This is a genomic window from Arthrobacter sp. TmtSoilC77 (genome assembly GCF_059739415.1).
The window spans coordinates 909,588-935,451 of record NZ_AP046050.1; the positions used below are offsets into that span (position 1 = coordinate 909,588).

A 25,864-nucleotide genomic window follows, 5' to 3' on the forward strand; every position below is an offset into this window, starting at 1 on the left:
ACGAGTCATCCTCGTGAGGGGCTACCTTTTTGGCGGGTCATACGAAGGGGCCGCCTAGCCCCTCAGACACTTCTGGTACTCCAACCAGGCCCACGCGTAGTGCAACCAGCCCACGGCGTCGTACCACTTGGACGGTTTGGTGGGCGGAGTGCATTGCGGAGGATTCGTGCCGCTCCCTGCAACCGTCACCAGGGCCTTTACCACGGTTCCGGACTCGACGGCGGTCAGCACCAATGTGCCACTGCCTGCAGCTGCCGCCGCGGGAACCTTGAGGTTCACTGTGGCAGTGCCGGCCGTCACCGGCACGGAGTCGAGCGTTATCGCCGCGCCCTTGCTGTCCACGAAGACGGCATTGAGAGTGTTGTTGGCCGGGCTGCCGATCGAGGTGAGATTCAGCTTGGAGATAGCGAGTGCCATGGGCTCACCCGCTTTGACCTCTACGGCGGTGGTGTTTACCAGGGCAACTGACCGGCGTGCGAAGTCCGGAGACACGGGGTTGTGCTCACGGAGGTACTTGATCCAGGCATCGCGGTCCACCAAACCGGTGTCTTTCGTGTTGCTGCCTTCCTTGAAGATGCGGAAGTTGTCGCCGCCGGTAGCCAGGAAGCTGAACGTACCGATCCTGTACTGCTTGGCGGGGTCGATGACTGCGCCGCCTACCCAGATGCCGGTGATGCGGTCGCCTTCCGGGCGCGCGGCGTCGTAGGTGTAGTTGACGTTCCTGGAAAGTCCAAGCTGCTGGTAAGGGCGGCTGGGAACTGTTCCGTCAACGTTGGTCTGCCACTGCTGCTCAAGAAGGGTCTTGAACTGGGCGCCAGTGAGGGAGGTAGTCCACAGGTTGTTCACGAAGGGCAGGACCGCGTTGGCCTCGGCGTAGGTGATGGTGCCGTCCGGTGCGTAGTAGAGCTCGTTACGCAGGCCGCCCGGGTTCACGACGCCTATCTCCGCAGCAGCCAGTTCAGGCGCCTGGAGCGTGTCCACCAAGGAGTCCGCGACCAGGTTTCCGAGGGTGGATTCGTTCGCGCGGTCGTCCCGCTTGGGGGAGCCGCCAGCCGGATCCGGAGTGAAGGCGGTGGTGATATCAGCTGTCACTGCGCCCACCGGCTGATTCCCGAACACGGCAGCATCGGCAAGAGCCTTGTCCACGATCGCCTTGACTGCGGCCACGCGAGGATAGGCGGCAACGAGGCTTTCCGAAGTGTCCGTGGTCCGATCCACCACGGCAGCTTTATAGCTTGTGACCGAATGCGTGGTGGTATCGATGGTGAGAGTAACGCTTCCCACGTTTTCGCCGTAGTTGCCGGTCTGCACAATGGGACGGGTTTTGCCGGTGGGTTTGCCGTTGGCGTCCAGCAAGGGTGCGTCCCAGGCGTATTCCTTGTGGGTGTGCCCGGTGAAGATGGCGGCTACGTCGGGGGTGGTCTCGTTGACGAGCTTGGCGAACGGTCCACCGGCTGCGACTTCCTGCTCCAGGGTGGCACCCTCCGGTGTGCCCGATGCAGCGCCGTCGTGGTTTTCCACGATGATCAGATCGGCCAGGTCTTCTGCCTTGATCTTTGCGGCCACCCGGTTGATGGCTTCCACCGGATCACCGAACTCAAGATCCGTGATGCCGGCGGGAGTCACCAGCGACGGCACTTCCTGCGTCACGGTGCCGATGACAGCCACCCGGATGCCGTTCATCTCCAGGACTTTGTACTCCGGCAGGACCGGAGTCTTGGTGCCCGCCTGGTAAACGTTCGCGCCCAAGTAGGCAAACTTGGCGTTGGTACCATCGGCGATGACGCGGTCGCGCAGATCCTGCCACCCGCCGTCGAACTCGTGGTTGCCTACTGCCGAAGCCCGGAGTTCCAAGGCATTGAGGACATCGATGGTCGGCTGGTCCTTGGCAACCGAGGACGCGAAGAGCGAGGCGCCGATGTTGTCTCCAGCAGAAATGAAGGCGGTTGCGCCGGGGGCGGCCTCGGCGCGGAGCTTCTCCACAGTGCCGGCGAAGAGGACGGTGTTGGAGTCGATCCGGCCGTGGAAGTCGTTGATGCCAAGGAACTGCAGGTCAACAGTGGCCGGCACATCCGGTCCCAGGTTCATACCCACCACCACGGGGTCGTGATCGCTGGCGCGGAACTCGTCCCCGGCATAGTAGTTGGTCACATTGTTGTTATACCTGCTGTACTCCAGCGCCACGGACTCCACGGAGTTGATGTTCCAAATGTCGGTTCCCGTGACTATCCCGGCCGCTGCCGGGGAAGCAAGGATGTGGTCCAGCGAGCCCACCATGCCCCCGAAGAGGTAAGAGTGCTTGCCGGTACCAGCTTCAAGGTCCGTGTAACCTGCGCCAGTGAGGACATTGATGGGGTCTTCCTTGGCATAGGCGTTGAAGTCGCCAATCAGGAAGACCTTGTCCGTGCCCTTGGTGGCTTGGAGATCCCTGGAGAAGGCGAGGAGTGATTCAGCCTGCTTTGTGCGGGCAATGTTCGAGGCGCCCTGGCCCTTGTCCGTGTCATCCGGGGTTGCAGCGGAACCCTTGGACTTGAAGTGGTTCACGATCGCTATGAACTTCTTGTCCTCGTCCGCGCCGACTGGCTTGAAGACCTGCGCCAGCGGTTTGCGGGCGCTTGCAAAAGCCACGGTGTCGTTGTGGATGATTGCCTCCCCGACCGGCTCGGCTACGGCCTTCTTGTAAATGAACGCGGTGCGGATCATATCCTCATCGCTGGGAGGGGGAGCGTTTGCGGGTGTCCGCACGTAGTCCCATACGCCCGGCGTCTTCACATTGAGGGCGTCCACCAGCTTGGACAAAGCGTCATCACGGTTCTTGCCGAACTGGGCGGAGTTCTCGATTTCCTCAAGGGATACGACGTCCGCACCTGCCTTGGTAATCGCAGCGACGATCTTGCCCTGCTGGCGTTGGAGGTTCTCAGCATTGGCAGCACCCCGGGCGTTGCAACCTTCCTTGACCGTGATCGGATTCCCATCCCGGTCGGTGTAGAAAATGCAGCCGCTGAGCTGGTCGCCGGTAGTGGTGAAGTAGTTCAGCACGTTGAAGGAGGCAAGCTTTAGGTTTCCGCCAACGTCGGCGGGGCCGTCGGGGCGGGTTGTCGTGAAGCTTGCAGGCTGCACAGTCTCCGCATTCGTGGGAGTCAGCGCCGTGAGGGGCTGGAACTTCCAGGAGTTATTGCCGTAGCCCAGGATCACGTCTGTCCGGAATTGCACCGGAGAGCCCACGCGAACGGGATCGGACGTGGTCAGGTATGGCAGTTGCTGGGCCTTCGTGGTGGCGTCCTTGAGGAAGTTGGTGGACGCGCCGTCGTCGAGCTTGATGGCACGGAGGGCGTTCTCTACCACCACGTCGGCATATTCTGCTGAACCATAGGTAGCGACCGCCGTCGGCTGCACTAACGGCGATGTCCCGGCCGCGAGGCCGATTTCGCCATACTGGTTCAGCGAATAGTTGTCCGTCACGGTGTACGGGCCTTGTGGGGCGACGAGCATGCCCTCAAGGGCTTCGCGCGCGGCCTCGTTGGCGGGCATCTGGAAGGCAGTGGGCTTTACCTCCGGCGCAGCTTCGCTCAGTTTCTGCAGGCCGGCAGCCTCAACCGTGAGCTGTGTCTGGTTGGCGAACTCGCTGACGACACCCGTGAGTTCCACGTAGTCGCCGGGCTGTACCGTACCCGCCGTCGTGGGGGAGTAGATGAACAAAGCGTCCGACGCCGTCCTGGCCGCCCCTGCGGCCTCCCCGCCGCTTCCGGGGGTTTGCACGTAGTAGCCGTTGAAACCTCCCGAAGCGTAAACTGCAGTTACCTTGCCACGGGTAGTTACCGTGCTGCCGACGAGCGGACTCGAGGCGCCGGTGCCTTGGATTTCGGCGATGGTCCTGGATCCTGGGGCCGGCTCGGGTTCCGCGGGCGGCGTTCCGCCGCCGGACGCCGTGGGCGTGATGGTGGCGCTCAAGCTGAAGTCGGCGGCATTGGAGTTGGTGTCCACACCGTTGCTCCGATTGAGGCTTTTGACGTCAGTGTTGCCCGTGGGGGCGGTTGCTGCCGACGTTTCGAAAGTGTTTGATGTGCCGTAGCCGAGGAGATCCGCGATGGCGGCATCGTCCGTCACTGAGCCAGCGGCCAGGGGAGAAACGGCGTTGGCCTGCTTCGCCAGGACCAGGGTGCCGGCGGTTCCACCGGGGTTCAAGGTTCCGGTTGCCTGCACATCCGGGGCGGGCAGGGCCGGCGCCGTGGAGGTGCTGCTGTTCGTGGCTCCTTGGATCAGGTAATAGCCCTTGGCGGGGATGCTGCCCGTAAGCGCAGTGATGCCCGTGGGCGCTCCCGTGCTGGTTGCCGACCGGTACTGTAGCGACCACCCTGCCAGGCTGACCGGAGTGTCCGAGGAGTTGTAGAGCTCTACGAACTTGTTCTTGAAAGCAGAGCCGCTGCTGCCCCCGCTGAGATAGGCCTCGTTGATGACTACGGTTGAGGTGCCCGGCGGGGCCGACGGATCGTCGGCCGCAATTGCGGGAACGGCTGTCAGCGGAGCCGAAAGCAAACCAATCGAAAGGGCTGCTCCAGCTGCTGTTTTCCAGTGTTTTTGGTGCATCCGCTCTAACTTTCATTAGGAACCCTGTGGGGCTCTTTGGACTACGCCCGCTGTCTTGTGAAGTGGGCGATATGCCGGAAGTTACTCCGGGTAAACCTGGGTATCGGGCATAGCAGAACACGTCGGAATGAACAGGAAGTGGACCGGTGATGGATGGAGGGCGCGCGGATCCTGCCGACTGCCTCGGTCAGGAGGCAGCCGCAGGAACCGAACGTTCAGGGGCTTAGCTGGCCGACGCCATGTTCTGGATCACCTTGAAGACGGCACCTGTAGGGTCCGACAACGTGGCCAAGCGTCCAAAGGGGGTGTCTTCTGCCGCTTCCATGACGGTAGCGCCCAGAGCTGTGGCCTGTTCCACCGTGGCGTCAGTATTGTCCACTGCGAAGTACACGCTCCACATGGACGGAACCTGCTCCGGGAGGAAGCCGGCAGCGTCCATGATGCCGGCCTTGGCATCGTCACCAGCGCCCAACGTGGTGTAACGGAACTCCGGCGTATCGCTCATGACGGCAGTTTCCCAACCGAAGACGCTCTGGTAGAAGCTGACCGCTGACTCGTAGTCCTTCGCGAGTAGTTCGTGCCATGCCGGGGCGCCGGATTCGGCAGCGACCTCATAACCCTTCATTTCCCCGAACTGCCAGGCCCCGATTGCAGCTCCTGAAGAGTCGCCATACATGGCCATGATGCCCTGTTCAGGAACATCCATGGGCTCCAGGAGGACTTGGCCACCATGGGCGGCAGCTGCCTCCGTGGTGGCTTTGATGTCGTCCGTGCGCAGGTACGTCGACCACACATCCGGCATGGCCCCCATGTCTGTCTGTTTCTGCATGATGCCCGCAACCAGGCGTCCATCCTTGGAAGCTGTGATGTAGCCGCCGTACTTCTCCTGGTCGCCTGTCTCGTAAGTCCAACCAAAGAGTGCGTTGTAGAAGGACTTGGCTTTTTCCGTATCGGATGTCATCAAATCAATCCAGCACGGTGCGCCAGAGGTGATGTCAGGCGTAGGCATATGTGGGGCTCCTGTGTTCGTTCCGCGGCGGAAGCTACGGCTGTTTGTCGGCGGTTGTGAGGACAAGCAGAACACTATGCGGGGGCTATGACAGTTTCAATGATTTTCTGGGTGTCAGTTCTCAGATCCCGAATGGGAGCCTGACTTCCGGCCCGGTTTTAAGCCAAAAATGCCCCGGGCTCGTGAACCCGGGGCATCTGCTGGCGGAAGGTAAGGGATTTGAACCCTTGGTACGGGGTTACCGCACACTGGTTTTCAAGACCAGCTCCTTAGGCCGCTCGGACAACCTTCCCTGCCTAGTAGTGTTTCATAGGGAGTTGGCTGTTCCAAAACATCACGTTCTCCAGTCCCTGCCCCGGGCCTGGATGTACAAGCAAGAAACCGGGAGTTCGTCATGAAAGCCGTCTATATTTCTGAACCAGGCGGACCCGAAGTCCTCGAAGTCCGCGACGTACCGGCTCCGGTGCCGGGCGAGGGCGAGGTACTGATCGACGTCGTGGCTGCCGGCCTCAACCGTGCCGACGTCCAGCAGCGCCGCGGCTTCTACCCACCGCCCCCAGGGGCTTCAGAGATTCCCGGGCTGGAGGTCTCCGGCCGCATTGCCGCCTTCGGGCCAGGTGTCACCAAAGCCTTCTCGGTGGGGGACAAAGTAGTGGCCCTGTTGTCCGGCGGGGGATATGCCCAGCAGGTCGCCGTGCCCGCAGAGCAAGTACTGCGACTACCCGATGGCGTAGACCTGGTCACCGCTGCGGCACTGCCCGAGGTGGCGGCAACCGTCTACTCGAACCTCATCATGACGGCCCAGCTCCAACCTGGGGAGACCGTGCTCATCCACGGCGCTACCGGCGGCATTGGAACCATGGCCATTCAGCTCGCCAAAGCCTATGGGGCCAAGGTTGCCACCACCGCCGGCTCTGATGAAAAAGTTGGCACAGCAAAGGCCTTCCTCGGTGCCGATATCGCCATCAACTACAACGAAGAAGACTTCCCTGAGAGCCTCAAGGCACAAAATGGAGGCAAAGGCGCAGACGTGATCCTCGACGTCGTGGGCGCCAAGTACCTGCAACAGAACATCGAAGCGCTCGCCGACTATGGCCGGCTGATCGTCATTGGCCTGCAGGGCGGGACCAAAGCCGAAATCAACCTGGGACAGCTGCTCAGCAAGCGTGCTGCCGTCATCGGCACTGCCCTCCGGCCACGCCCGGTGGCCGAAAAGGGCATCATTATGTCCGCCGTGCGGGAGTCCGTGTGGCCCATGCTCGCCGACGGCCGCATCAAGCCCCTGGTGGCCAAATCATTTCCGCTGGACCATGTCCGCGAGGCACATGAATACTTTGATTCCGGAGAGCACGTAGGTAAGGTCCTCCTGCTCCTCTAACAATCACGGCAGCCCCGTTTATGCAGGACGTCCCCCACCAATTCCCCAGTAGCAAGGAGCCTCATGTCCATCCGGCACAGCCTGCTTGCCCTGCTTCAGGACCAGCCCCGGTATGGCTACGAGCTGCGTGTGGAATTCGAGGACCGTACGGGTGCTGCCTGGCCGCTGAACATCGGTCAGGTGTACACCACGCTGGACCGGCTTGAGCGCGATGGCCTTGTCAGCAAAGACGGCGACGACGGCGGTGGTCACGTCGTTTACAGCATCACTGACGCCGGGGTTGCCGAAGTTGCGGCCTGGTTTGAGGGAGCCGTGGACCGCGACAACCCGCCGCGGAATGAGATTGCCATCAAGCTAGCCCTGGCCGTGACGCTGCCCGGGGTGGATGCCTCGGCCGTGATCCAGTCCCAGCGGGAGGTTTCGGTTCGCGCGCTGCACGAACATACGCAAACACGGAAGGCTGTCTCGGCCAACCAGCGGTCCTCTGATACTGCATGGCTTTTGGTGCTCGATTCCCTGATCTTTCAAGCCGAGGCGGAAGTGCGGTGGCTGGATCTTTGCGAGGCACGCATGGTCCAGTCGCAGGGCAACAGAGGGCTGAGTTAGTACGCCCGCCGCAGAGGTACTACCGCTTACCGCAAGACCATCGGGGTTCCTGTGTCACGCCCCACTTCTGCATGTCCACTTTGTTAGCGTGCCCTGACTGTTCAGCGCACCCGCGGCCACAACCGCAGCAGTTCTCAAGGAGGAGACACGGGCATGACCCCTGACCATACAGAACCTGGCCAAACAGAACTTGATCGCACAGAACTTGACCGCAAAGAACTCGACCGAACAGGAGAAGTGAAGGGCGTCGATCCTGCGCTGCCTGCAACGGCCGTGGATGAATCCGTCCTGGATGCCGAGGACCGCAGGTGGACTCCGGCAAGGATCGGAATCTGGGTGGCGATTTCCCTGCTGGGGGCCGTGGCCTGGTTCATGCTGGCCTTGGTCCGCGGCGAGACCGTCAACGCCATCTGGTTTGTTTTCGCAGCCGTGTGTACCTACCTGATCGGCTACCGCTTCTACTCCAAGGTCATTGAGCGATACCTCCTTAAGCCCAACGATCGGCGCGCCACGCCGGCCGAATACAAGGCCGACGGCAAGGATTATGTCCGCACTGACCGTAACGTCCTGTTTGGACACCACTTCGCCGCCATCGCCGGCGCGGGACCATTGGTGGGCCCGATCATTGCGGCCCAGATGGGCTATCTGCCCGGCACTATCTGGATCATCATCGGCGTCGTTCTTGGCGGCGCGGTGCAGGACTACCTGGTCATGTTCTTTTCGATGCGCCGCGGTGGCCGTTCCCTGGGTCAGATGGCCCGAGAGGAACTCGGTGTCATTGGTGGTACGGCCGCGCTCATGGCAACGCTGCTCATCATGATCATCATCGTGGCCATTCTTGCCCTGGTGGTGGTCAACGCCCTGGGTGAGAGCCCGTGGGGCGTGTTCTCGGTGGGCATGACGATTCCCATCGCGCTGTTCATGGGCGTCTACCTGCGTTATCTTCGTCCGGGCAAGGTCATGGAAGTCTCCATCATCGGCTTCGTTCTGCTGATGGCAGCGATCATTGGTGGCGGTGCCGTGGCCGGCACCGAGTGGGGCTCTGCCTTCTTCCACCTGGACAAGGTCACTATCGCCTGGGGCCTCATCATCTACGGTTTCATCGCGGCCATCCTGCCCGTGTGGCTGCTCCTTGCACCGCGTGACTACTTGTCTACGTTCATGAAGATCGGCGTGATCGTGATGCTCGCCGTCGCCATCATCGTGGTCCGCCCGGAAATCGACGTCCCGGCCTTTAGCGAGTTCGCGGGACGTGAGAACGGCCCGGTCTTCTCGGGGGCGCTCTTCCCGTTCCTCTTCGTCACCATCGCCTGTGGTGCGTTGTCCGGTTTCCATGCGCTCATCTCCTCGGGAACCACGCCCAAATTGATCGAGAAGGAACGCCAGACCCGCTTCATCGGTTACGGCGGCATGTTGATGGAATCGTTCGTGGCCATCATGGCGCTGGTGGCTGCCATCTCGATCGATCGCGGCATCTACTTCGCCATGAACGCGCCACTGGCACTTACGGGTGGCACCGTGGAATCAGCTGCGCAGTGGGTGAACAGTCTTGGACTGGCCAACGTCAACATCACTCCTGACCTTTTGGCCCAGACTGCCAAGGACGTGGGAGAAGAGAGCATCATCTCGCGTTCGGGTGGAGCGCCCACCTTGGCGGTCGGCCTGGCCCACATCATGCAGCAGTTCATTGGCGGGCCGGCAATGATGGCCTTCTGGTACCACTTCGCCATCATGTTCGAAGCCCTCTTCATCCTTACGGCAGTGGACGCCGGCACCCGGGTTGCCCGCTTTATGCTGCAGGACTCCATCGGTAACCTCGTGCCTAAGTTCAAGGATCCCGCATGGCGCCCTGGCGCTTGGCTGTGCACCGCCGTCATGGTGGGAGCCTGGGGTGCGGTACTTTTGCTGGGCGTTACGGATCCGCTGGGCGGCATCAATACGTTCTTCCCGTTGTTTGGCATCGCGAACCAGCTTCTGGCTGCGATTGCCCTGGCAGTGTGCATGGCCATTGCGGCCAAGCGAGGGGCTTTCCGTTACCTGTGGATCGTGGCTGTGCCCCTGGCTTTTGCCGCCGTCGTGACCGTCACGGCCAGCTTCCACAAGATCTTCTCGCCGGTTCCCGCAGTGGGCTACTTCGCCAACAACCAGGCGTTCGCGAAGGCCCTGGCAGATGGCAAGACGTCGTTCGGCACCGCCAAAACGGTGGAAGCCATGGAGGCGGTAGTGCGTAACACCATGATCCAGGGCGTGCTGTCCGTGATCTTCGTGACGCTGAGCATCATCGTGATCATCACCGCTATGGTGGCAACGGCCAAAGCGTTCCGTGCCGGTGGCGGTAAGGACCACGAGGATCCGGCAGTGGCCTCCAAGGTCTTCGCCCCGGCCGGGCTGTTCCCGACCTCCGCAGAGAAGGAGTTGCTCGCCGAATGGAACGCCTTGCCGGCCGGGCAACGGACACAAAAGGCGGGGCATCACTAATGCACGCCGTCGTCAGGGGATTCCGGGGCTTTGCCGCCTACATGAGTTCGCTCATGGGTGCCGACGCTTACCGCAAATACCTGGACCACTTCATGTCCACGGGCCACTCCGGTCCCGCCATGACAGAACGTGAGTTCTGGCGGGACCGGATGGACCGGCAGGACAGCAATCCACAGGGCCGCTGCTGTTGACGTGTAGTTTCGCTACGAACGAAGTCCAAAATCCGGTCCTGGACCCAGGTTCCCGTGAACCGCATGAGAGTATGAACGGATGAGCGATCTGAACAACATTCAGCCCACGGATGAGGCTTCGGACGACACCCCTGTGGAAGGAACCACCTTGGACGAGGGCACCACCACGCCCACAGAAGAGCATTCGGGCAATGCGGTACCCGTCAAGGATTCCAAGCCCCGGGGCGCGAACCTCCAGGAACTTGTTGACGAGCCGGCCAAGGTAATGAGGATCGGTACCATGATCCGCCAACTCCTTGAAGAGGTGAAGAGCGCACCGCTGGACGACGCTGCCCGCGGCCGGCTCGCAGAGATTCACGAGCGCTCCATCAAGGAACTCGAGGACGGATTAGCGCCGGAGCTCATCGAAGAGTTGGAACGCATCAGTCTTCCCTTCCCCGATGAGAAGGCGCCATCGGATGCAGAGCTTCGCATCGCCCAAGCCCAGCTTGTGGGCTGGTTGGAGGGCCTCTTCCACGGCATTCAGGCTGCGGTCGCGGCTCAGCAGGCCGCAAAGGCACAGATGCAACTCCGTCAGCTTCCGCCAGGGACTGTCATTGCGCCCGGCATTGTCATCGGCGAAAACGGTCAACCGCAGCGCGCCGCTGCACCGGGTGCGCCTGGTGCAGCGGCCCAGGGCCGACCCGAAGATCCGGACCACGGCCCGGGCCAGTACCTCTGAGCTTGACCGTGGGTTTCTTTGGGGCCGTCCGGCAAGGGCGGAAGGACGATCTTGAGCTGGGTAAGGGGCTCTGGCGCCGCGCCCACGATCGCTTTCACCGCGGATTGGACCGGTACCATCAGGTCCTTGAGGGTGTCGACGACGACCAGCTTTACAACGAGCTCGTGGAGATCGCGAATGAGCTGGCCGAGTTGTCTCCTCTTGTGAGAACCATCTGCGTGGAAGCCCAAAAGAGGGCCCCGAGCGATGGCTTGGACGTTCCTGGTTCTCTAGCCGGTGTTCACCGCGCTCTTTCCAAGGCTGGGAATTCCTTGGCCACCACGGCCGAGGCAGCGGCCATGCTTCGGCTGGCCGTTGGCCCCGTCCCTGTGGGTGCATTGTCTGTCAGGCGCCGGGCGGAGTCAGTCTTCGAGCAGGTTGCCGACGCTGAACGCCAACTGCGGGCTCCAGAGGTTCAATAAAGCAAGCGTGTGCAAATACTGGCGCACGCCTATATTTACAGATTGCAAGCAGTTAAGCGGATAGCTGATCTCTGTAATATTTGGTGCCTCAGGCAACCCATTGCTGGCAGGATGACAAACATGACTTCGTCACCAACACTTACTTTCAACGACGGCAACACCATTCCCCAGCTCGGCTACGGGGTGTGGCAAGTTGAAGACGACGTAGCCGAAAAAGTTGTGCGCCAGGCGTTCGAAGCGGGCTTCCGCCACATCGACACCGCAAAGATTTACGGGAATGAGTCTGGAGTGGGCCGCGCCATTGCTTCCTCTGGCCTTTCCGCCGAAGAAATCTTCATCACCACCAAGCTCTGGAACGCCGATCAAGGCTACGAGTCCACGCTTGCCGCGTTCGAAGAATCCATGGACCGCCTGGGCATCGAGACACTGGATCTCTACCTCATCCACTGGCAGCAGCCCAAGCAGGACAAGTTCGTGGACACCTGGAAGGCCCTGATCGAACTCAAGAAGCGCGGCCGGGTCAAGTCCATCGGTGTTTCCAACTTCACCGTTGAGGGACTGCAGCGCATCATCGATGAAACCGGAGTTGTCCCGGCCATCAACCAGGTGGAACTGCACCCGTTCTTCAACCAGGCCGAACTACGCGCCTTCAACGCCTCCAAGGGCATCCTGACGCAGGCTTGGTCACCGCTGGGACAGGGCGGCGAGTTGCTTGAGAATGCCACGGTGGCCGAAATCGCAGCCAAGCATGGCGCCACCCCGGCCCAGGTAGTCATCGCCTGGCACTTGGCCATCGGCAACGTCGTGATCCCCAAGTCCGTTACGGAATCCCGTATCCAGGAGAACTTCGCCGCCTTGGGCGTGAAGCTGGACGACGCCGACGTCGAGGCCATCAATGGCTTGGACCGCGGTGCCGAAGGCCGCATCGGCCCCGACCCGGCAGTCTCCGACTTCGCCTAAAGCCGAAGCCTAAGCACGTGCCCCGCCCCGACCTGGGGTGGGGCACTCGCGGGTTATAGGACAAAACGTGTGTAAATCCCGGGTGTGTCATGTGCGTCCGGCCCACCCTTTGCGGTCCCAGAGGCCTTCCTCGGCGCTGAGTCCGGTGCTGTAGAGCTCGGGCCCGGGTTCCTGCTCGATCGGGGTCCTGGTTTCGGTCTTGGCCGGGTGGTGGTGCTGGGCTTTGATGAGTTTCGCCGGTGGCAGGGGCTGTTCGCTGTGGAGGTAGAGGTACCACTCGATCGCCCGTTTGCGGTGCTCTTCGCTCATGCCCCGGTGGGCCCGCAGCAGTAACCGGAGTTGGGCGTTGGTGCCGCCTTCAATGCGGTTGGTGGTCGAGGCGATCTGGAGGCCGGCGAACTCGGCGCGCAGGTAGGTGAAAAGTGTCCCGGCCTGGCTGAGCCGTTCCAACAGCCGGTAGGCCTTACGGAGCCTGTCGTGGGTGTACCACCAGGTTTGATTCGCCCTGACCCACCCGGGCACAACGGCGCTGCCGTTGCGATAGGTGCGGGCTTTGACCAGGTTCCCGTAGCTCTGGTGCCAGTCATGGAGCCCACCCAGCCACGCGGCGGCTTCGGCCGCGGTGGAGATCCTCGTCAGGGCGCGCCCGAGCCGCAGCAACGCCTTGCCCGCCTCAGTCCTGGGCCGGCCGGTCAGGTAGGTGCGGACGTTGCGTTGGACGTGGACCAGGCACCGCTGAACCGCGGTCTCACTCCAGCACTCGGACAGGGCCGCTGCGATGCCGGAGCCACCATCGGTGACCACGACGGTAGGGGCGGGGAACCGTGCGAGCAGGGCAGCCCACGCGGCCTTCTTCTCGGTATCGCACCACTGCCAACCCAGCACGTAATCCCCGGCCACAGCGATCAAACAGCACCACGAGCCCACATAAATCCCGTCGACCTGGACCTGGTCATGGACCTCGCCCGTGGCCGGAATCTTCGGGGCGATGTTCCAGCACCACCCTGTACGGCGCCGGAAGGAACGGGCGGTGCCGAACGAGGTTGCCGCGGACTGATTCGACGTGCCCAACAGCCAGCCCAGGAACGCATCCAATTCAGCCCGGCGGCTCACATCGGGACGTTCACCCGAGCGGCTCGCCCCGCACTCCAGGCACCGGTACCGCTGCTTCCCGGCAGCTGTTTTCCCGTTCCGAACCAGCCCGCGACCACAAATCAAACACTCCGGAGATATGCAAGCACCCCAGCCACCCTAAGCTTCAAAAGCTTAGCTAACCCGGATTTCCCCCGCGATCACTGGAATGCAAGCCCCTCCCATACACACGTTTTGTCCTATAACCCGCACTCGCCGTTAACGCCCGACGCCGGTACTCGCCACCGGGGCGAAGCGCCCCGAAGTCCGTGGTGAACCTTGAGTCCATGGTGAAATTGAGCGACGCAAGGGACGGAGTTCGCATGGTGGTGTTTGACGCATTGGAACGGCAGATTGTCGCTGCCCTCCAACTGGATCCGCGCTGTCCTTGGCGCAAGATGGCGGCTGTGCTCGGTGAAGCTGAGCGGACGGTGGCCCGCCGGGCATCGCAGCTCTTGGAATCCGGGGCCGTCGCCGTGGTGGGGGTGCGCCCCAGGCCGACTGCAGTCCTCGTGGAGATGCGCTGCACCCCGGGAACAGTGCGGGCGGCAGCCCAAGCACTCGCGCAGCGCACCGACACCACGTTCGTTTACACCACCACGGGCACCGGCGATTGCGTTGCCGAAATCCTCACCGAACCAAACCGCATGGGCGATGTCCTCTCCGATGAGTTGCCCTCAACCATCGGCCTGCGCGACTCCACCAGCTACCCCGTATTGCGCTACTTCCGGACGATCCGGGGCTGGCGGCCCGAGATCCTGACCACGGACAGGGCGGAAGCGCTTCGCTCGGGTTTGACGTCCGACTCAGGCATCCTGGAGCCCCTGCAGGAACTGAACCGCCAGGACACTGAACTGGTGGACGCGTTGTGTGCGGATGGGCGGATGAGTTTCGAGGCACTCGGGCGGCGGGTCGGCGTCTCCGAGGCTACTGCCAGGCGCCGCAGCGAGTGGCTTCTGGCCAACAACCAGGTCCAACTCCGGGCGGTGGTTGAACCCGCGTCCTTTGGGTTGGCAGTAGAGGCGTTGCTTTGGATCCGGGCTTCGCCGCAACACGTTGAGCAGCTCGGCAAAGGCCTGGCGGAGCTTCCCGTGGTTCGCTACGCAGCCGCGATCGCAGGCGACTACCAACTCGTTGCGGACGTGACCGTGGGGGACATGTCCTCCCTCTACCGCTTCATCACGGGCTCGGATTGGGCGCAGTATGCTTCAGGCGTCGACGTCTCCATCCTGCTTGATGCCCGTAAGCGCGGCGGACGGCTCATGCGGCCGTCGTCGTAAGGGTTGCAGTGCCCGTTGAAGCATTCGACCCGGCCTCAAGGACAGGAGCGACGGCGGCGTACCCCGTCTGCTGCTCGAAGGCGCGGCCCCACCGGAGCAGCTGCATATCCGTGTAGTGGTTACTGGCGAGCTGGAGGCCAATGGGCAGGCCGGCGGAGCTGAACCCGGCGGGCACGCTGAGGACGGGCAAGCCTGTGGCGGATAACAGGCAGGCGGAGCGCATCCAGTCCAGGTAGGTTTCGGAGGCCGCGCCGGCGACCTCTGCGGGGTAGCGGAGCGTCGCATCAAAAGGCAGGACCTGGGCGCAGGGGGTGGCGAAGAGATCGTAGCGCCCGAAGAACTCCTGCACGCTCTTTTCAAGCCGGGACCGGGCTGCTGCGGTTTCGATGAGATCGCGGGCAGTTAAAGCCAGGCCCTTGTTCACATTCCAATGGACTTCCGGCTTGATGACATCCCCGGCGCGTTCCAGGATCGGGCCAAGCCCGGCGGCAAAGTCCATGGCCCGCGTGTTGCCGAATACCAGGTCGGCCTCGCTGAAATCCGGTGTGGCCTCTTCCACGATCGCTCCGAGCTTCTCGAAAACTGCCAGCTGCTGCTCAAGGTGATCAAGAATTTCCGGCTCCACGGGTACGCCAATCCCGAAGTCCCGTGACCAACCAATGCGCACTCCGCGCATGTCGGTCTCCAGCCCGGACCGGAATACCTGCGGATCAAGGCCTGCCGGATGGGGAACGCGGGGGTCCTTGCCGGCGGTCACGGACATGAACAGTGCAATGTCTTCCACGCTTCGGGCCATCGGCCCGGTCCGTCCCAGCCAGGCGTAGGCGTTGACGTCGGAGGGCATGGGGATTACCGCCGTCGACGGCCTGAAGCCAACCACATTGCAGAAGGAAGCCGGGATGCGAAGCGAACCGCCCATGTCGCTGCCGTCGCCGATGCTCTGGACGCGGGACGCGACGACGGCGGCTACTCCGCCGCTGCTGCCGCCCGCGCTCAGGGTGGGCGCGTAGGGGTTGGTGGTGGTGCCGAAGAGCTCGTTGAAGGTGTGGGAGCCCGCTCCGAACTCGGGGACATTGGATTTTCCGGTGCTGACCACCCCGGCCGCCTTCAAGCGCGCCACGATCAGGTCGTCGGCGTCGGGAATGAAGTCGCGCAAGGCGAGGGACCCCTGGGTGGTGCGCATCCCGGCGGTGTTGTTGGTGTCCTTATGCGTCATGGGGAGGCCGTGGAGGGGCGGGAGTTCGGCACCGGAGGCGGTGAGCTGGTCGGCCTGATGTGCCAGGTTCTCCGCTCCCTCCGGGTCGAGTGTGACCACGGCGTTGATGACGGGGTTCACCTGGGCGATCCGCTCCAGATGGGCTGCCAGGGCTTCGCGTGCCGAGACCTTCTTGTCCCGGATGGCGGCGGCGAGTTCGACGGCGGACAGCTCGCCAATGGTGTCAGTCATGGTGCTCCTTTGCTGGGTGTTCTCTGCCTGAAAGTGTGCCCCGTCACATCAGGGTGCGGAAGTCGGAGCTTTCAAGGAGGCCTCGTTTGACTGTTTCGGCCAATCAAATGGCTGATTCCGTCAGCTATTGTGTGTGATCCGGCTCATAGCGGAAGGTGTTGCTAACCCACTGGCCGATCTGGTCGTTGGGCAAGGATTTGCCCTTAGCGCAGTACCTACCGGACAAGGACGTCGACCGCGGACTGGCGCCGGGCACCAACCGGAGGTTCCCCATGTATCAACCCCTGGCACTTCAATCCCTCGCACTCCAACCGTTCGCCGCGAACGGCTCAACCGACATCCTGTCCACCGCGAACAACCCCGTCCTGTGGATCTGCGTTGCCGGCGTCTTCGGCGTCATCATCATCCAGTCCCTCATTTTCATGAAGGCAGCCCGCCGCGCAGCTCCCTCCGTGAACATGAGCGCACAGGACATCAAGACGTCGTTCCGCTCCGGAGCCGTTTCGGCCATCGGACCCTCACTCGCCGTTTCACTCGTGGCCATTGCCCTGTTGGGGCTCTTTGGCGCGCCGGCTGTCCTGTCCAGGATTGGCCTGATCGGATCGGCCGCCTACGACGTATCCGCAGCCGGCATCGCCGCCGGTTCAATGGGAGCAAAACTCGGCGACGCCAGTTACACGCAGAGCGTCTTCGCGGTCGCGTTCTTCGCCATGAGCATCGGCGGCGCCATGTGGATGCTTGCCACCCTGATCCTGACCCCGCTGCTCCGCAAGGGCGACGCCAAGATCCGTTCCGTGAATCCGGCGGCCATGGCGATCGTCCCTGCAGCCGCCTTGATCGGCGCGTTCTCCTGCCTGGGACTCACCGAGCTGCCGAAATCCGGGATCCACGTCCTGTCCTTCGTTGTCTCGGCGGCGGTCATGGGTATTTGCCTGCTGCTGGCCAAGAAGCTCGGCAAGAGCTGGCTGCGCGAATGGGGACTGGGATTCTCAATCGTCATCGGCTTGGGCGCTGCCTACCTCGCCGTCGGTCCGGCAGTCGGTGCCTGAGCGCACGGCGCCAGCACCTGACCCCGACTCCCGCCCTGCAGCCCAGACCACTGAGCACGAAAGGAACACCCCTCATGTCTTCCATTACTTCCGCTCCCGCTACCACGAATACCGCCATGGCGGACTTCAACCGCACCACGTCCCGCTGGGGACAGATCACCATGATCGGCGGATTGCTGATCTCCATCGCCGGGCCGCTGTATCTGGTCTTTGCCAGCGGCCTCGACATCGGCCCTGCCCAACTCTGGATCGCTTTCGCAGCCGTCGCCGCAACGTTCGGCATCATCTGGATCGTTGAGCCGCTCACGTACTTCCCAATCCTCGGGCCAGCCGCCATGTACCAGGCCTTCATGATCGGCAACATCTCCAACAAGCTCCTGCCGGCGGCCTTGATCGCCCAAACCAACATCGGCGCCAAGCCGGGCAGTAAGCGTGCGGAGCTTGCCGCCGTCGTCGCTATCTGCGGTGCTGCCGCAGTCCACCTGATCTCCCTCGCGATCTTCGTCGGGCTGTTGGGCAGCTGGCTGATCAGCGTCATTCCGCCGTCTGTACTTCTCGTGACCCGCCTGTATGTTCTGCCCACGGTTCTTGGTGCAGTCCTGGTGCAGGCCATCGTGTCCATGAAGCAGCCCCGCACCACGGTCTTCGCGCTCCTGGTCTCGGCGGTCGTCGTCTTCGTGGTGCTCCCCTTGGCGCCGTCGCTGGCCATGGTGTCCACCGCCATCGCCGTGCTGGGAACCATCCTGCTGGCGTGGTTCTTCCGCGGAAAGCAGGTCATGGAGGCCAAGCCGATCCACATCGAGTAGCGGCCACGCCCGAAACAACTCCCGACTGACAAACAAGGAAGACAGGACCATGACCCAAACAGCTACCGCACTTCAGCTCGACAGCGAACAGACAACCAAGCTCCACTCGTTGTACCGGCGCCTTCACGCGCATCCGGAACTGTCCATGCAGGAGTTCGCCACCGCCGCACTGATCGAGGAGCAGTTGGACGCACTGGGCATTGAGCATTTCCGTTGCGGTGGCACAGGGGTGGCGGGAATCCTCAGGAACGGCGACGGTCCTGTGGTTGCCTTCCGTGCGGACTCCGATGGCCTGCCCATCGAGGAAGCCACCGGGCTGGATTACGCCAGCAAGGACACCGGAACGCTGCCGGACGGCACGTCGGTTCCGGTAATGCACGGCTGTGGCCACGACACGCACGTGGCCAGCCTGCTCGGTGCCGCCGAGGTGCTGGCAGGGAACCGGGATGCCTGGTCCGGGACCCTGGTCTTGATTTTCCAACCGGGGGAGGAGACCGCGGCAGGCGCACTTGCGATGCTCGACGACGGGCTGTGGGACAAGGCTCCCCGGCCGGAAGTGGTCTTCGGGCAGCATGTCATGCCGCGCCCTGTGCGAACGGTCGCCATTTCAAGCGGTCCCGTGGCGGCCATGGCCGATTCGCTCCGCGTCACGGTTCACGGCCAGCAGTCGCATGGCTCCCAGCCGCAGGATGCCATCGATCCAATCGTTATGGCCGCGCACATGGTCACCCGGCTCCAGGGGATTGTGTCCCGCGAGCTGGACCCGCGGAAGTCCGCCGTCGTAACGGTCGGTACCTTTCACGCCGGGCTCAAGGAGAACATCATCCCGGCGTCGGCGGAGTTCACTTTGAACATCCGGACGTTCGACGAGGATGTCCGCGGACAAGTCTTGTCCGCTGTCCGTCGCATCATCGAGGCCGAGGCTGCCGCATCCGGCGCGCCGAAGCCTGAGATCGAGGAGATGTACCGCTTCCCGCAATGCTTCAACGATCCCGACGCCGTTCCTGCCGTGATCGAGGCACTGCGCGCTCAGCTGGGGACTGAGTCGGTGGAAATCACCCCTCCGATGATGGGCAGCGAAGACTTCGGGCACCTGGGAACGGCGATCGGAGTGCCGTCCGTGTTCTGGATGTTCGGCGGAATTCCTGCAGCCGGGCACGAGGGCCCCGGTCCCATCCCCGTCAACCACTCGCCGTTCTTCGCCCCCGAGCTGGAAGGCTCCTTGGCCGGAGGCGTCTCGGCCGCCGTCGCCGTGCTGATGTCCCGGCTGGGCAACTGAGAATTTCAAGGACATTCCCATGACTTCAGCTCTGACAGATTCTTTGACCCAACCACAAAGCGCCACAGACGCACCGCCGTCGGTAAGCCCAAACCTGCAATCAGCCCAAGGCCCGCTCGCCGGCAGGCTCGTGGTGGACCTCAGCCGGGCACTTGCCGGTCCGCACGCCGCCATGATGATGGGCGATCTTGGGGCGCGGGTCATCAAGATTGAAAACCCGGGTACGGGAGACGATACGCGCGGGTGGGGTCCGCCGTTCGTGGGTCCGGAGGACGATCCGCAAGCTACGTACTTCCTGTCCTGCAACCGCAACAAGGAATCCCTCACGCTGGACCTCAAGAGCGAGGACGGCCGGACAGTCCTCCGTCAACTGTTGGAGCGCGCCGACGTCGTGGTGGAAAACTTCCGGCCAGGGGTTCTGGAACGGCTCGGCTTCAGCACCGACGCCATGCACCGCATCAACCCGCGCTTGGTGATCCTCTCCATCACAGGTTTCGGCCATGACGGTCCTGAATCGCACCGCAGCGGCTATGACCAGATCGTGCAGGGCGAAGCCGGGCTCATGTCCCTCACCGGTTCCGGGCCCAATGATCCACAGCGGGTGGGTGTGCCGATCGCCGATCTCCTGTCCGGGATGTACGGTGCGTATGGCGTGGTGGCTGCTTTGCTGGAACGGGAGCATACGGGCCGCGGGCAAGTGGTGCGGACGTCGCTGCTTGCGTCCCTTGTGGGTGTCCACGCCTTCCAGGGCACCAAGGTCACCGTTGCCGGTGAAGCCCCGGAAGCGCAGGGAAACCATCACCCGTCCATTGCGCCGTACGGGCTCTTCCGCTGCCGGGGTGGCAGTGTCCAGATCAGCGTCGGGAGCGAGAAGCTGTGGGCGGCGTTTGCTGCCGCCTTTGGAATCGACCCCTACGCTCCTGGCCTGGCCATGAACGCGGACCGGGTCCGAAACCGCTCCCATGTCATCGACGTTGTGGAGGCTGCCTTCGCCGATTACGACGCCGAGCCACTCCTCGCCAAGCTCAGCGACGCAGGCATTCCGGCCGGGAAAGTCCGGACACTCAAGGAAGTCTACGAGTGGCCGCAGCTTGCCTCGCAAGGACTGCTGGTGGGCGTCGAACACCCCGTTCTGGGGCCCGTCACTTTGCCGGGGCCTCCATTGCGCTTCTTCGACAACGCCGACGGCGCTGAGTCCACACGCCGTGCCCACACCGCGCCGCCGCTGCTCAACCAGCACGGCGACGGTATCCGCGAATGGCTCGCCGCCGGGGAGGTGGGCTGAATGGCGACAACTGCCACCCGCCGTCGGCTTGGAGTCCGGGAGTTGCTGGAGGAAACGCTCGACGCCGGGACTTTCGTTTCGTGGGATCGTCCGGTTCGTGGCGCGCAGGGTTCCTCGGGTTCGGCTGATGCTGTGTCCGCTGACTACGCTGCCGACCTTGAAGCGGCGCACGAGAAGTCCGGCAGTGATGAGTCCGTCCTCACGGGCGAAGGCCGGATACGCTACCACCGCGTGGTGGTTGTCGCATCTGACTTTGCCTTCCTGGCCGGCTCGATCGGGCGAGACGCGGCGCAAAGGCTCGTAGCCGCCGTCGAACGTGCAACGGATCTGGGCCTCCCGCTCGTGGCCATGCCGGCGTCGGGCGGGACCCGCATGCAAGAAGGAACCAGTGCGTTCCTGGCCATGGTGGAGATTGTGGCGGCGGTCCAGGCGCATCGTTCGGCCGGGCTGCCCTATTTGGTGTATCTGCGGCATCCCACCACCGGGGGCGTCATGGCGTCGTGGGGTTCGTTGGGGCACGTCACCGCGGCTGAGCCGGGTGCTCTCTTGGGGTTCCTCGGCCCGCGCGTGTACGAGGCCCTGCATGGCGAGCAGTTCCCTTCAGGAGTGCAGACCGCCGAGAACCTGTTCGATCACGGCCTGGTGGACGCCGTGGTTCCCGCTGAAGGACTGCGCGATTACTTTGGGCGTGTTCTGGACCTGTTGCGTCCTGACGTTGCCGTGACCCCGGTGGCTGCCTCCCTGCTCAGCGCGGACGCCCCAGCCACGTCCCGGGATGCTGGGGCTGCAGTGACCTCGGACGTAGGCGCGTGGGAGTCCGTGCTGCGCTCAAGGGATCCGCTCAGGCCGTCTCCGGGTGAGCTTCTCCGGGAGACCGCGGACGGTGTGGTGCTGCTGCGCGGTGCGGGCGATGGCACCAAGGACCACGGAATGCTCGTGGCGCTGGCCAGCTTTGGCGGGACCTCCTGTGTGGTGGTGGGGCATCACCGCACCAGCTCCGATGCAGCTGCTGCTGACAGGCCCGTAGCGATGGGTCCCGCCTCCTTGAGGGACGCGCGGCGTGGCATGCGGCTCGCCGAGGAACTGAACCTGCCGCTCGTCACGATCATCGACACTGCAGGTGCCGCACTGTCGAAGGAAGCCGAAGAGGGTGGGCTGGCCACCGAAATTGCCCGGTCCCTCTATGACCTGTTGGGCCTCGGAACGCCAACGTTATCGGTCATGATGGGCCAAGGTACCGGAGGAGGGGCACTGGCACTGCTGCCCGCCGACCGGACCATCGCTGCCCGGAACGCCTGGCTCGCACCGCTGCCGCCGGAGGGTGCCAGCGCCATCGTGCACCGGACCGTTTCGCACGCACAGGCACTCGCGGAGAGCCAGGGCATCACGGCTGCCGCGCTCGCAGCCAGCGGAGTGGTAGACGTGGTGGTGGAGGAGAATCCCGATGCCGCGGAAGAACCCGTTGATTTCTGCCGCCGCATAGGTGACGTGATCGCCGTCGAGCTCCAAGGCCTTGCCCGGCGGGGTGCCCCCGGGCTCCAGCAGCGACGGGCAAAGTATCGCGCGCTGGTGTCGTAGCGGCCGGAGCCCTGCCCGTTCCTCGGCCAGCGGGCAGGGCTTCAGCCTATCCTTGCGGGGCAGTCAGCAAGCCGGCCGGTTGAGCACGTCGCTGGACACGCGTTGTTTGAGCAGGGAACCTCCGGGACCCTTGAGTAGCTTCCGGTCCTTCACCACGATTGTTCCGCGGAGCACGGTCATGCTCGGCCACGCCGCAACTTTGTAGCCCTCCCAGGGTGTGTAGTCTGCCTCGTGAAGATCCGAGGCCGTAATTTGGCGTTCCGCACTGGTATCAAGGACTGCCAGGTCAGCGTCGCTGCCAATCGAGATAACGCCCTTCTGTGGATAGAGGCCAAGGATCTTCGCCGCATTCGCAGACGTTATATCGACGAAACGCGTCAGGTCCAGGCCACGCTTTGCGACGCCCTCGGTGTAGGCCACGGCCATCCGCATTTCCACCCCGGCATGGCCTCCGGTGGCGTCGAATATGGTCTTGCCACGCGTTTTGACGTCCAGATCGGTGCACACTCCATCAGTGGCCAGGGTGCTGAGCGAGCCATTGAGCAGCGATTCCCACATCGAGTCACGGTCATCCTCGGACTTCAGAGACGGGTACGTGTGATAAATCGCGCCGTTCTTCTGCCGGTAGTCGTCCGCTGTGAAATAGGCGTAGTGGGGAAGGATCTCTCCGTATACAGCCTGGCCACGTCCGCGGGCCTCGCGAATGGCGTCCACGCCTTCGCGCGCACTGACGTGCATCAGGTAGATGGGTGCACCTACGTGCTGGGCAAGCGTAATCGCCCGCTGAAATGAAAGTTTCTCGGACAGGTTGTTGTGTGCGTGATGCATGTACTCGATGCCGGTCTTGCCCTCCCGCTGCAACTTCTTGTAGGAGTACATGACGATGTCGTCGTCTTCGGCGTGCACAGCGAGCATCGCGCCGGCGGCAGCCGTTTGCTCCATCAGCCCCCACATGTTGCCCAAGTCAGTTTTCTGTTTCGGCCGCGTCGGCGTCGTATTCGTCATCCACACCTTGTAACTGCCGTGGCCGCCTGCCACGGCGTCAGGAATCTGCTCCAAAACCTCGAAGGGAATTTCGGGTTCCTTGAACGTCCCATGCAGCGCGTAATCGGTGTAGGTAGAGCCGGCCCACTCGGCGGACTTCCGCGCGAACGATTCCGACAGTTCGTCACCGGGCTTCCAATGTGCGAAATCAACAAGCGTGGTGGTCCCGCCGTAAATGGCGCCCTCGCTGACGCGGTCCGGTCCGAAGCACATGATGCCGCTCTCGGCAGCGGTTGGAAGGACGGAATTCGTGTGGACGTGTGGGTCCACGCCGCCGGGCACCACGAGCTGACCCTTAAGGTCCACCGTCTGCCGGGCTTCGTCGGGTGCGCCCGCGCCCGGTGCCCGAAGCGAGACGATCTTGCCATCGGAAATACCAATATCCAGCTTGCTGGCTCCGGAGGGCGTGACGACCAACCCATTGGTCAGGAGGAGATCAAACATGGGGGACCTGCGCATTCGTAGTGTCGGGAGTTTCCAAGGAGAAGGGTTCAGTTCTGAAATAGCGCGAGGCCAGCGTGACCTTGGCCGAGACACGGGCGTTGACCAGTTGTGAAACGGACACGTCCGCGGCCGCGCTCAGCAGCATCGCGGTCTTTTCGCGCGACCATTGCCTGTCGCTTTGGAGCAGTTCCAGCATGTCGTCCAAGGCGAGCCTTGCCGCCTCATCCAGGGTGTCGCCGTCGCCGATTGTTATGACCGAACCGCCGCTGAGGACCACTGGCCGCTGGATGCCGTCTGCAACTCGAATTGTGGGCCCAGGAACAACCGTGCAGGAGAGCCGCACGCTGCCTTCGACCTCGACCGCGGTCAGCGAGCACTCGCCATCCCCCTGCGCCGCGTGCAGGTCGCCGGCGTACAGCATCGCCTCGGCTACTTGGACAGGGATCACGACGGCGGAACCTGCAGTTACGTCCTTGCAATCCATATTGCCGCCATGGATTCCTACGGTGCTGGAGTTCGGGCCGGCACCCACAGGTGCCACTCCGATCTTCCCCACCATGGGACGCACAGGAATGGTTGTGTCCTCATCGAACACAACATGGCCATTGGCGATCTCCACTACATGGCCTGCCCGTCCCAGGCCGTCGGTGAACCCGCCGCGTCCTGGCAGCGTCACCATCGCACCGCGATCGTGGATCCTGATTTCGTGGATGTCTATTCGCAAAATATCGCCGGGGTTCACTCCGCGAATGGCAACCGGACCAGTGACAGGGATGGACAGTTTCTCGTACTCCCCGGTCTCCTCGAAGAGGCCACCAGTGAGCAGGCTGCGCGCATCCAGCCAGAAATGCTCGCCCTGATCGACGGTAAGTTCTGGTTTGGCTGCGGACTCGAAGGATAGTGAGGCGTTGCCAAATCCGACGCGCGGCACTTCCTGCAGCGTCTGCGTTTCGTTCATGGGTGCCTCCATTCAGGACGGGTAGACGGGTATTGCCCAGTTCTGGTCTTGGGCGACCTGCCCGATCACGGCCCTACGGTAGAGGTCCTGGAGGCTGCGGGTGAGGTCTCCGGCTGTTCCGTCGCCGATAGTTGTGCGGTCAACCGAGGCAACGTGGTTTACTTCTGCGGCACTGCCGCAGACAAACACTTCCTCAGCTGAGTACAGCTCGGTGCGGTCGATGGGCCGGACGTCGACGTCGAGCCCCAGTTCCGTCCGGGCGAGGTGCAGGACACTGTCCCGGGTGATTCCTTCAAGAATGCTGTCGGTGACGGGGGGAGTGCAGAGCCTCCCTTGGCGGACCATGAAGACGTTGTAACCGGCGCCTTCAGCCACATGTCCGCTTTCGGTAAGAAGCAGCGCGGCGTCATAGCCGTTTCGCTTGGCTTCCAACAGGGCCAGCCTCCCGTTCTGGTAATTGGCAATTGACTTGACCCTGGGCGGCATGGACCGATCGGAGAGGCGGGCCCAACTGCTGATTTGCACATCCAGGCCAGTTGCGCCGAAGTAGTTGCCCATGGGAATGGCTGCCATGAAGACAGTAGAGGGACCCGTGTCTTCCGGCTTGCCATCCTTGGAATCGACGAATACCTGCGCCCGCATATGGAGGTTGCCCCGCAGGTCGTTGGCGCGAATGAGTCCGAGCAGCTGGTCGCCGAGCTGGTCGATGTCCTGTGGGCCCTCGATTTCCACGACCCGCATGGAATCGATCAGTCGCTTCATATGGTCGGCCACCCGGAACGCGTACAGTTGCTGCTCGTCCTCGCTCCAGTACGCGCGGAAGCCCTCAAAGACCCCGACGCCGTACTTCAGTGATGTGCTCAGCACATGAAGGCGGGCATCGGCATAGTCCACCAGCTCACCGTCGTGGAGGAGGTACTTTACTGGCTGGCCGGGAGCTGGCTGCCTGGTGCCAACTGCGGCTGCTGCTTCTTGAAAGTCGTCCATGGTAGGTTCCGTTCCTCATTTATCTGTGCTGGCGGGCATGACAGCCAGCAGCTTCATCTCAAGCGGCACTTGCTCACTATATTGAAGTCACTTCTCGGTGATGTCAATGGTTCCGACTGTCTTGTGGCCGCTTCCAGGGGCACAAGTGGCCACGGAGGGGCAAGCGTGGCAGAATCCGCACTGCA

The 25,864-nt window shown here is 62.9% G+C and carries 20 protein-coding genes and 1 tRNA gene; 13 read left to right on the forward strand and 8 right to left on the reverse strand.

From position 1 onward, the window contains the following. Positions 1-54: 54 nt before the first annotated feature. From AC6I99_RS04345 to AC6I99_RS04355, 3 genes are all read right to left on the reverse strand, one after another. Positions 55-4,587, reverse strand: a complete 4,533-nt coding sequence (locus AC6I99_RS04345; RefSeq protein ID WP_497960484.1) for an ExeM/NucH family extracellular endonuclease — start codon at positions 4,585-4,587, stop codon at positions 55-57. Between the two features lie 223 nt (positions 4,588-4,810). Beyond that, entirely contained in the window at positions 4,811-5,596 is a 786-nt protein-coding gene (locus tag AC6I99_RS04350) for a VOC family protein (protein ID WP_497960485.1), read from the reverse strand. 201 nt (positions 5,597-5,797) lie between these two features. Next, a tRNA-Ser gene (locus tag AC6I99_RS04355) sits at positions 5,798-5,888 on the reverse strand. 102 nt (positions 5,889-5,990) lie between these two features. Here AC6I99_RS04355 and AC6I99_RS04360 point away from each other — a divergent pair. From AC6I99_RS04360 to AC6I99_RS04390, 7 genes are all read left to right on the forward strand, one after another. Continuing rightward, a complete protein-coding gene (locus AC6I99_RS04360) occupies positions 5,991-6,974 on the forward strand; it encodes an NAD(P)H-quinone oxidoreductase (RefSeq protein ID WP_224094414.1) in 984 nt (327 codons plus the stop codon). A 63-nt stretch (positions 6,975-7,037) separates the two neighbouring features. Next, on the forward strand, positions 7,038-7,580 hold the full coding sequence (locus AC6I99_RS04365) for a PadR family transcriptional regulator (RefSeq protein WP_224094415.1): 543 nt from the start codon (positions 7,038-7,040) through the stop codon (positions 7,578-7,580). Positions 7,581-7,733: 153 nt separating this feature from the next. Then, complete coding sequence (locus AC6I99_RS04370) at positions 7,734-10,058, forward strand: carbon starvation CstA family protein (RefSeq protein WP_497960486.1); 2,325 nt, start codon at positions 7,734-7,736, stop codon at positions 10,056-10,058. Then, on the forward strand, positions 10,058-10,249 hold the full coding sequence (locus tag AC6I99_RS04375; RefSeq protein WP_497960487.1) for a YbdD/YjiX family protein: 192 nt from the start codon (positions 10,058-10,060) through the stop codon (positions 10,247-10,249). Before AC6I99_RS04370 ends, AC6I99_RS04375 begins: the two co-directional genes overlap by 1 nt. Before the next feature lie 79 nt (positions 10,250-10,328). Continuing rightward, positions 10,329-10,970, forward strand: a complete 642-nt coding sequence (locus AC6I99_RS04380; RefSeq protein WP_497960489.1) for a bacterial proteasome activator family protein — start codon at positions 10,329-10,331, stop codon at positions 10,968-10,970. A gap of 8 nt (positions 10,971-10,978) precedes the next feature. Further along, positions 10,979-11,431, forward strand: a complete 453-nt coding sequence (locus AC6I99_RS04385; RefSeq protein ID WP_497961923.1) for a hypothetical protein — start codon at positions 10,979-10,981, stop codon at positions 11,429-11,431. A gap of 120 nt (positions 11,432-11,551) precedes the next feature. Then, positions 11,552-12,391, forward strand: coding sequence for an aldo/keto reductase (locus tag AC6I99_RS04390; protein ID WP_224094425.1), 840 nt, complete (start codon positions 11,552-11,554; stop codon positions 12,389-12,391). Between the two features lie 87 nt (positions 12,392-12,478). On the opposite strand, the gene AC6I99_RS04395 is transcribed toward AC6I99_RS04390, so the two are convergent. Continuing rightward, entirely contained in the window at positions 12,479-13,609 is a 1,131-nt protein-coding gene (locus AC6I99_RS04395; protein WP_497960491.1) for an IS1249 family transposase, read from the reverse strand. 236 nt (positions 13,610-13,845) lie between these two features. On the opposite strand from AC6I99_RS04395, the gene AC6I99_RS04400 reads away from it, so the two are divergent. Continuing rightward, a complete protein-coding gene (locus AC6I99_RS04400) occupies positions 13,846-14,802 on the forward strand; it encodes an AsnC family transcriptional regulator (protein ID WP_497961924.1) in 957 nt (318 codons plus the stop codon). Here AC6I99_RS04400 and AC6I99_RS04405 read toward each other — a convergent pair. Beyond that, positions 14,783-16,249 (reverse strand): amidase, encoded by a 1,467-nt coding sequence (locus AC6I99_RS04405; protein WP_497960492.1) that lies wholly within the window; start codon positions 16,247-16,249, stop codon positions 14,783-14,785. The genes AC6I99_RS04400 and AC6I99_RS04405 overlap by 20 nt on opposite strands. Positions 16,250-16,521: 272 nt before the next feature. On the opposite strand from AC6I99_RS04405, the gene AC6I99_RS04410 reads away from it, so the two are divergent. From AC6I99_RS04410 to AC6I99_RS04430, 5 genes are all read left to right on the forward strand, one after another. Then, positions 16,522-17,298 carry a DUF5058 family protein gene (locus tag AC6I99_RS04410; protein WP_224094431.1) on the forward strand — a complete coding sequence of 259 codons (777 nt, stop codon included), beginning with the start codon at positions 16,522-16,524 and terminating at the stop codon, positions 17,296-17,298. A 74-nt stretch (positions 17,299-17,372) separates the two neighbouring features. Beyond that, on the forward strand, positions 17,373-18,104 hold the full coding sequence (locus AC6I99_RS04415; protein ID WP_497946412.1) for a hypothetical protein: 732 nt from the start codon (positions 17,373-17,375) through the stop codon (positions 18,102-18,104). 49 nt (positions 18,105-18,153) lie between these two features. Beyond that, on the forward strand, positions 18,154-19,383 hold the full coding sequence (locus AC6I99_RS04420; protein ID WP_497960493.1) for an amidohydrolase: 1,230 nt from the start codon (positions 18,154-18,156) through the stop codon (positions 19,381-19,383). A 19-nt stretch (positions 19,384-19,402) separates the two neighbouring features. Next, positions 19,403-20,668 (forward strand): CaiB/BaiF CoA transferase family protein, encoded by a 1,266-nt coding sequence (locus AC6I99_RS04425; protein WP_497960494.1) that lies wholly within the window; start codon positions 19,403-19,405, stop codon positions 20,666-20,668. Next, on the forward strand, positions 20,669-22,246 hold the full coding sequence (locus tag AC6I99_RS04430; RefSeq protein ID WP_497960495.1) for a carboxyl transferase domain-containing protein: 1,578 nt from the start codon (positions 20,669-20,671) through the stop codon (positions 22,244-22,246). A 63-nt stretch (positions 22,247-22,309) separates the two neighbouring features. On the opposite strand, the gene AC6I99_RS04435 is transcribed toward AC6I99_RS04430, so the two are convergent. From AC6I99_RS04435 to AC6I99_RS04445, 3 genes are read right to left on the reverse strand one after another with little or no spacing between them, the layout of a single operon-like run. Then, positions 22,310-23,734, reverse strand: a complete 1,425-nt coding sequence (locus tag AC6I99_RS04435) for an amidohydrolase family protein (RefSeq protein WP_497960496.1) — start codon at positions 23,732-23,734, stop codon at positions 22,310-22,312. Beyond that, positions 23,727-24,692, reverse strand: a complete 966-nt coding sequence (locus AC6I99_RS04440) for an acetamidase/formamidase family protein (RefSeq protein WP_497960497.1) — start codon at positions 24,690-24,692, stop codon at positions 23,727-23,729. Before AC6I99_RS04440 ends, AC6I99_RS04435 begins: the two co-directional genes overlap by 8 nt. Positions 24,693-24,704: 12 nt before the next feature. Continuing rightward, positions 24,705-25,679, reverse strand: a complete 975-nt coding sequence (locus AC6I99_RS04445) for a branched-chain amino acid transaminase (protein WP_497960498.1) — start codon at positions 25,677-25,679, stop codon at positions 24,705-24,707. Between the last annotated feature and the right edge of the window lie 185 nt (positions 25,680-25,864).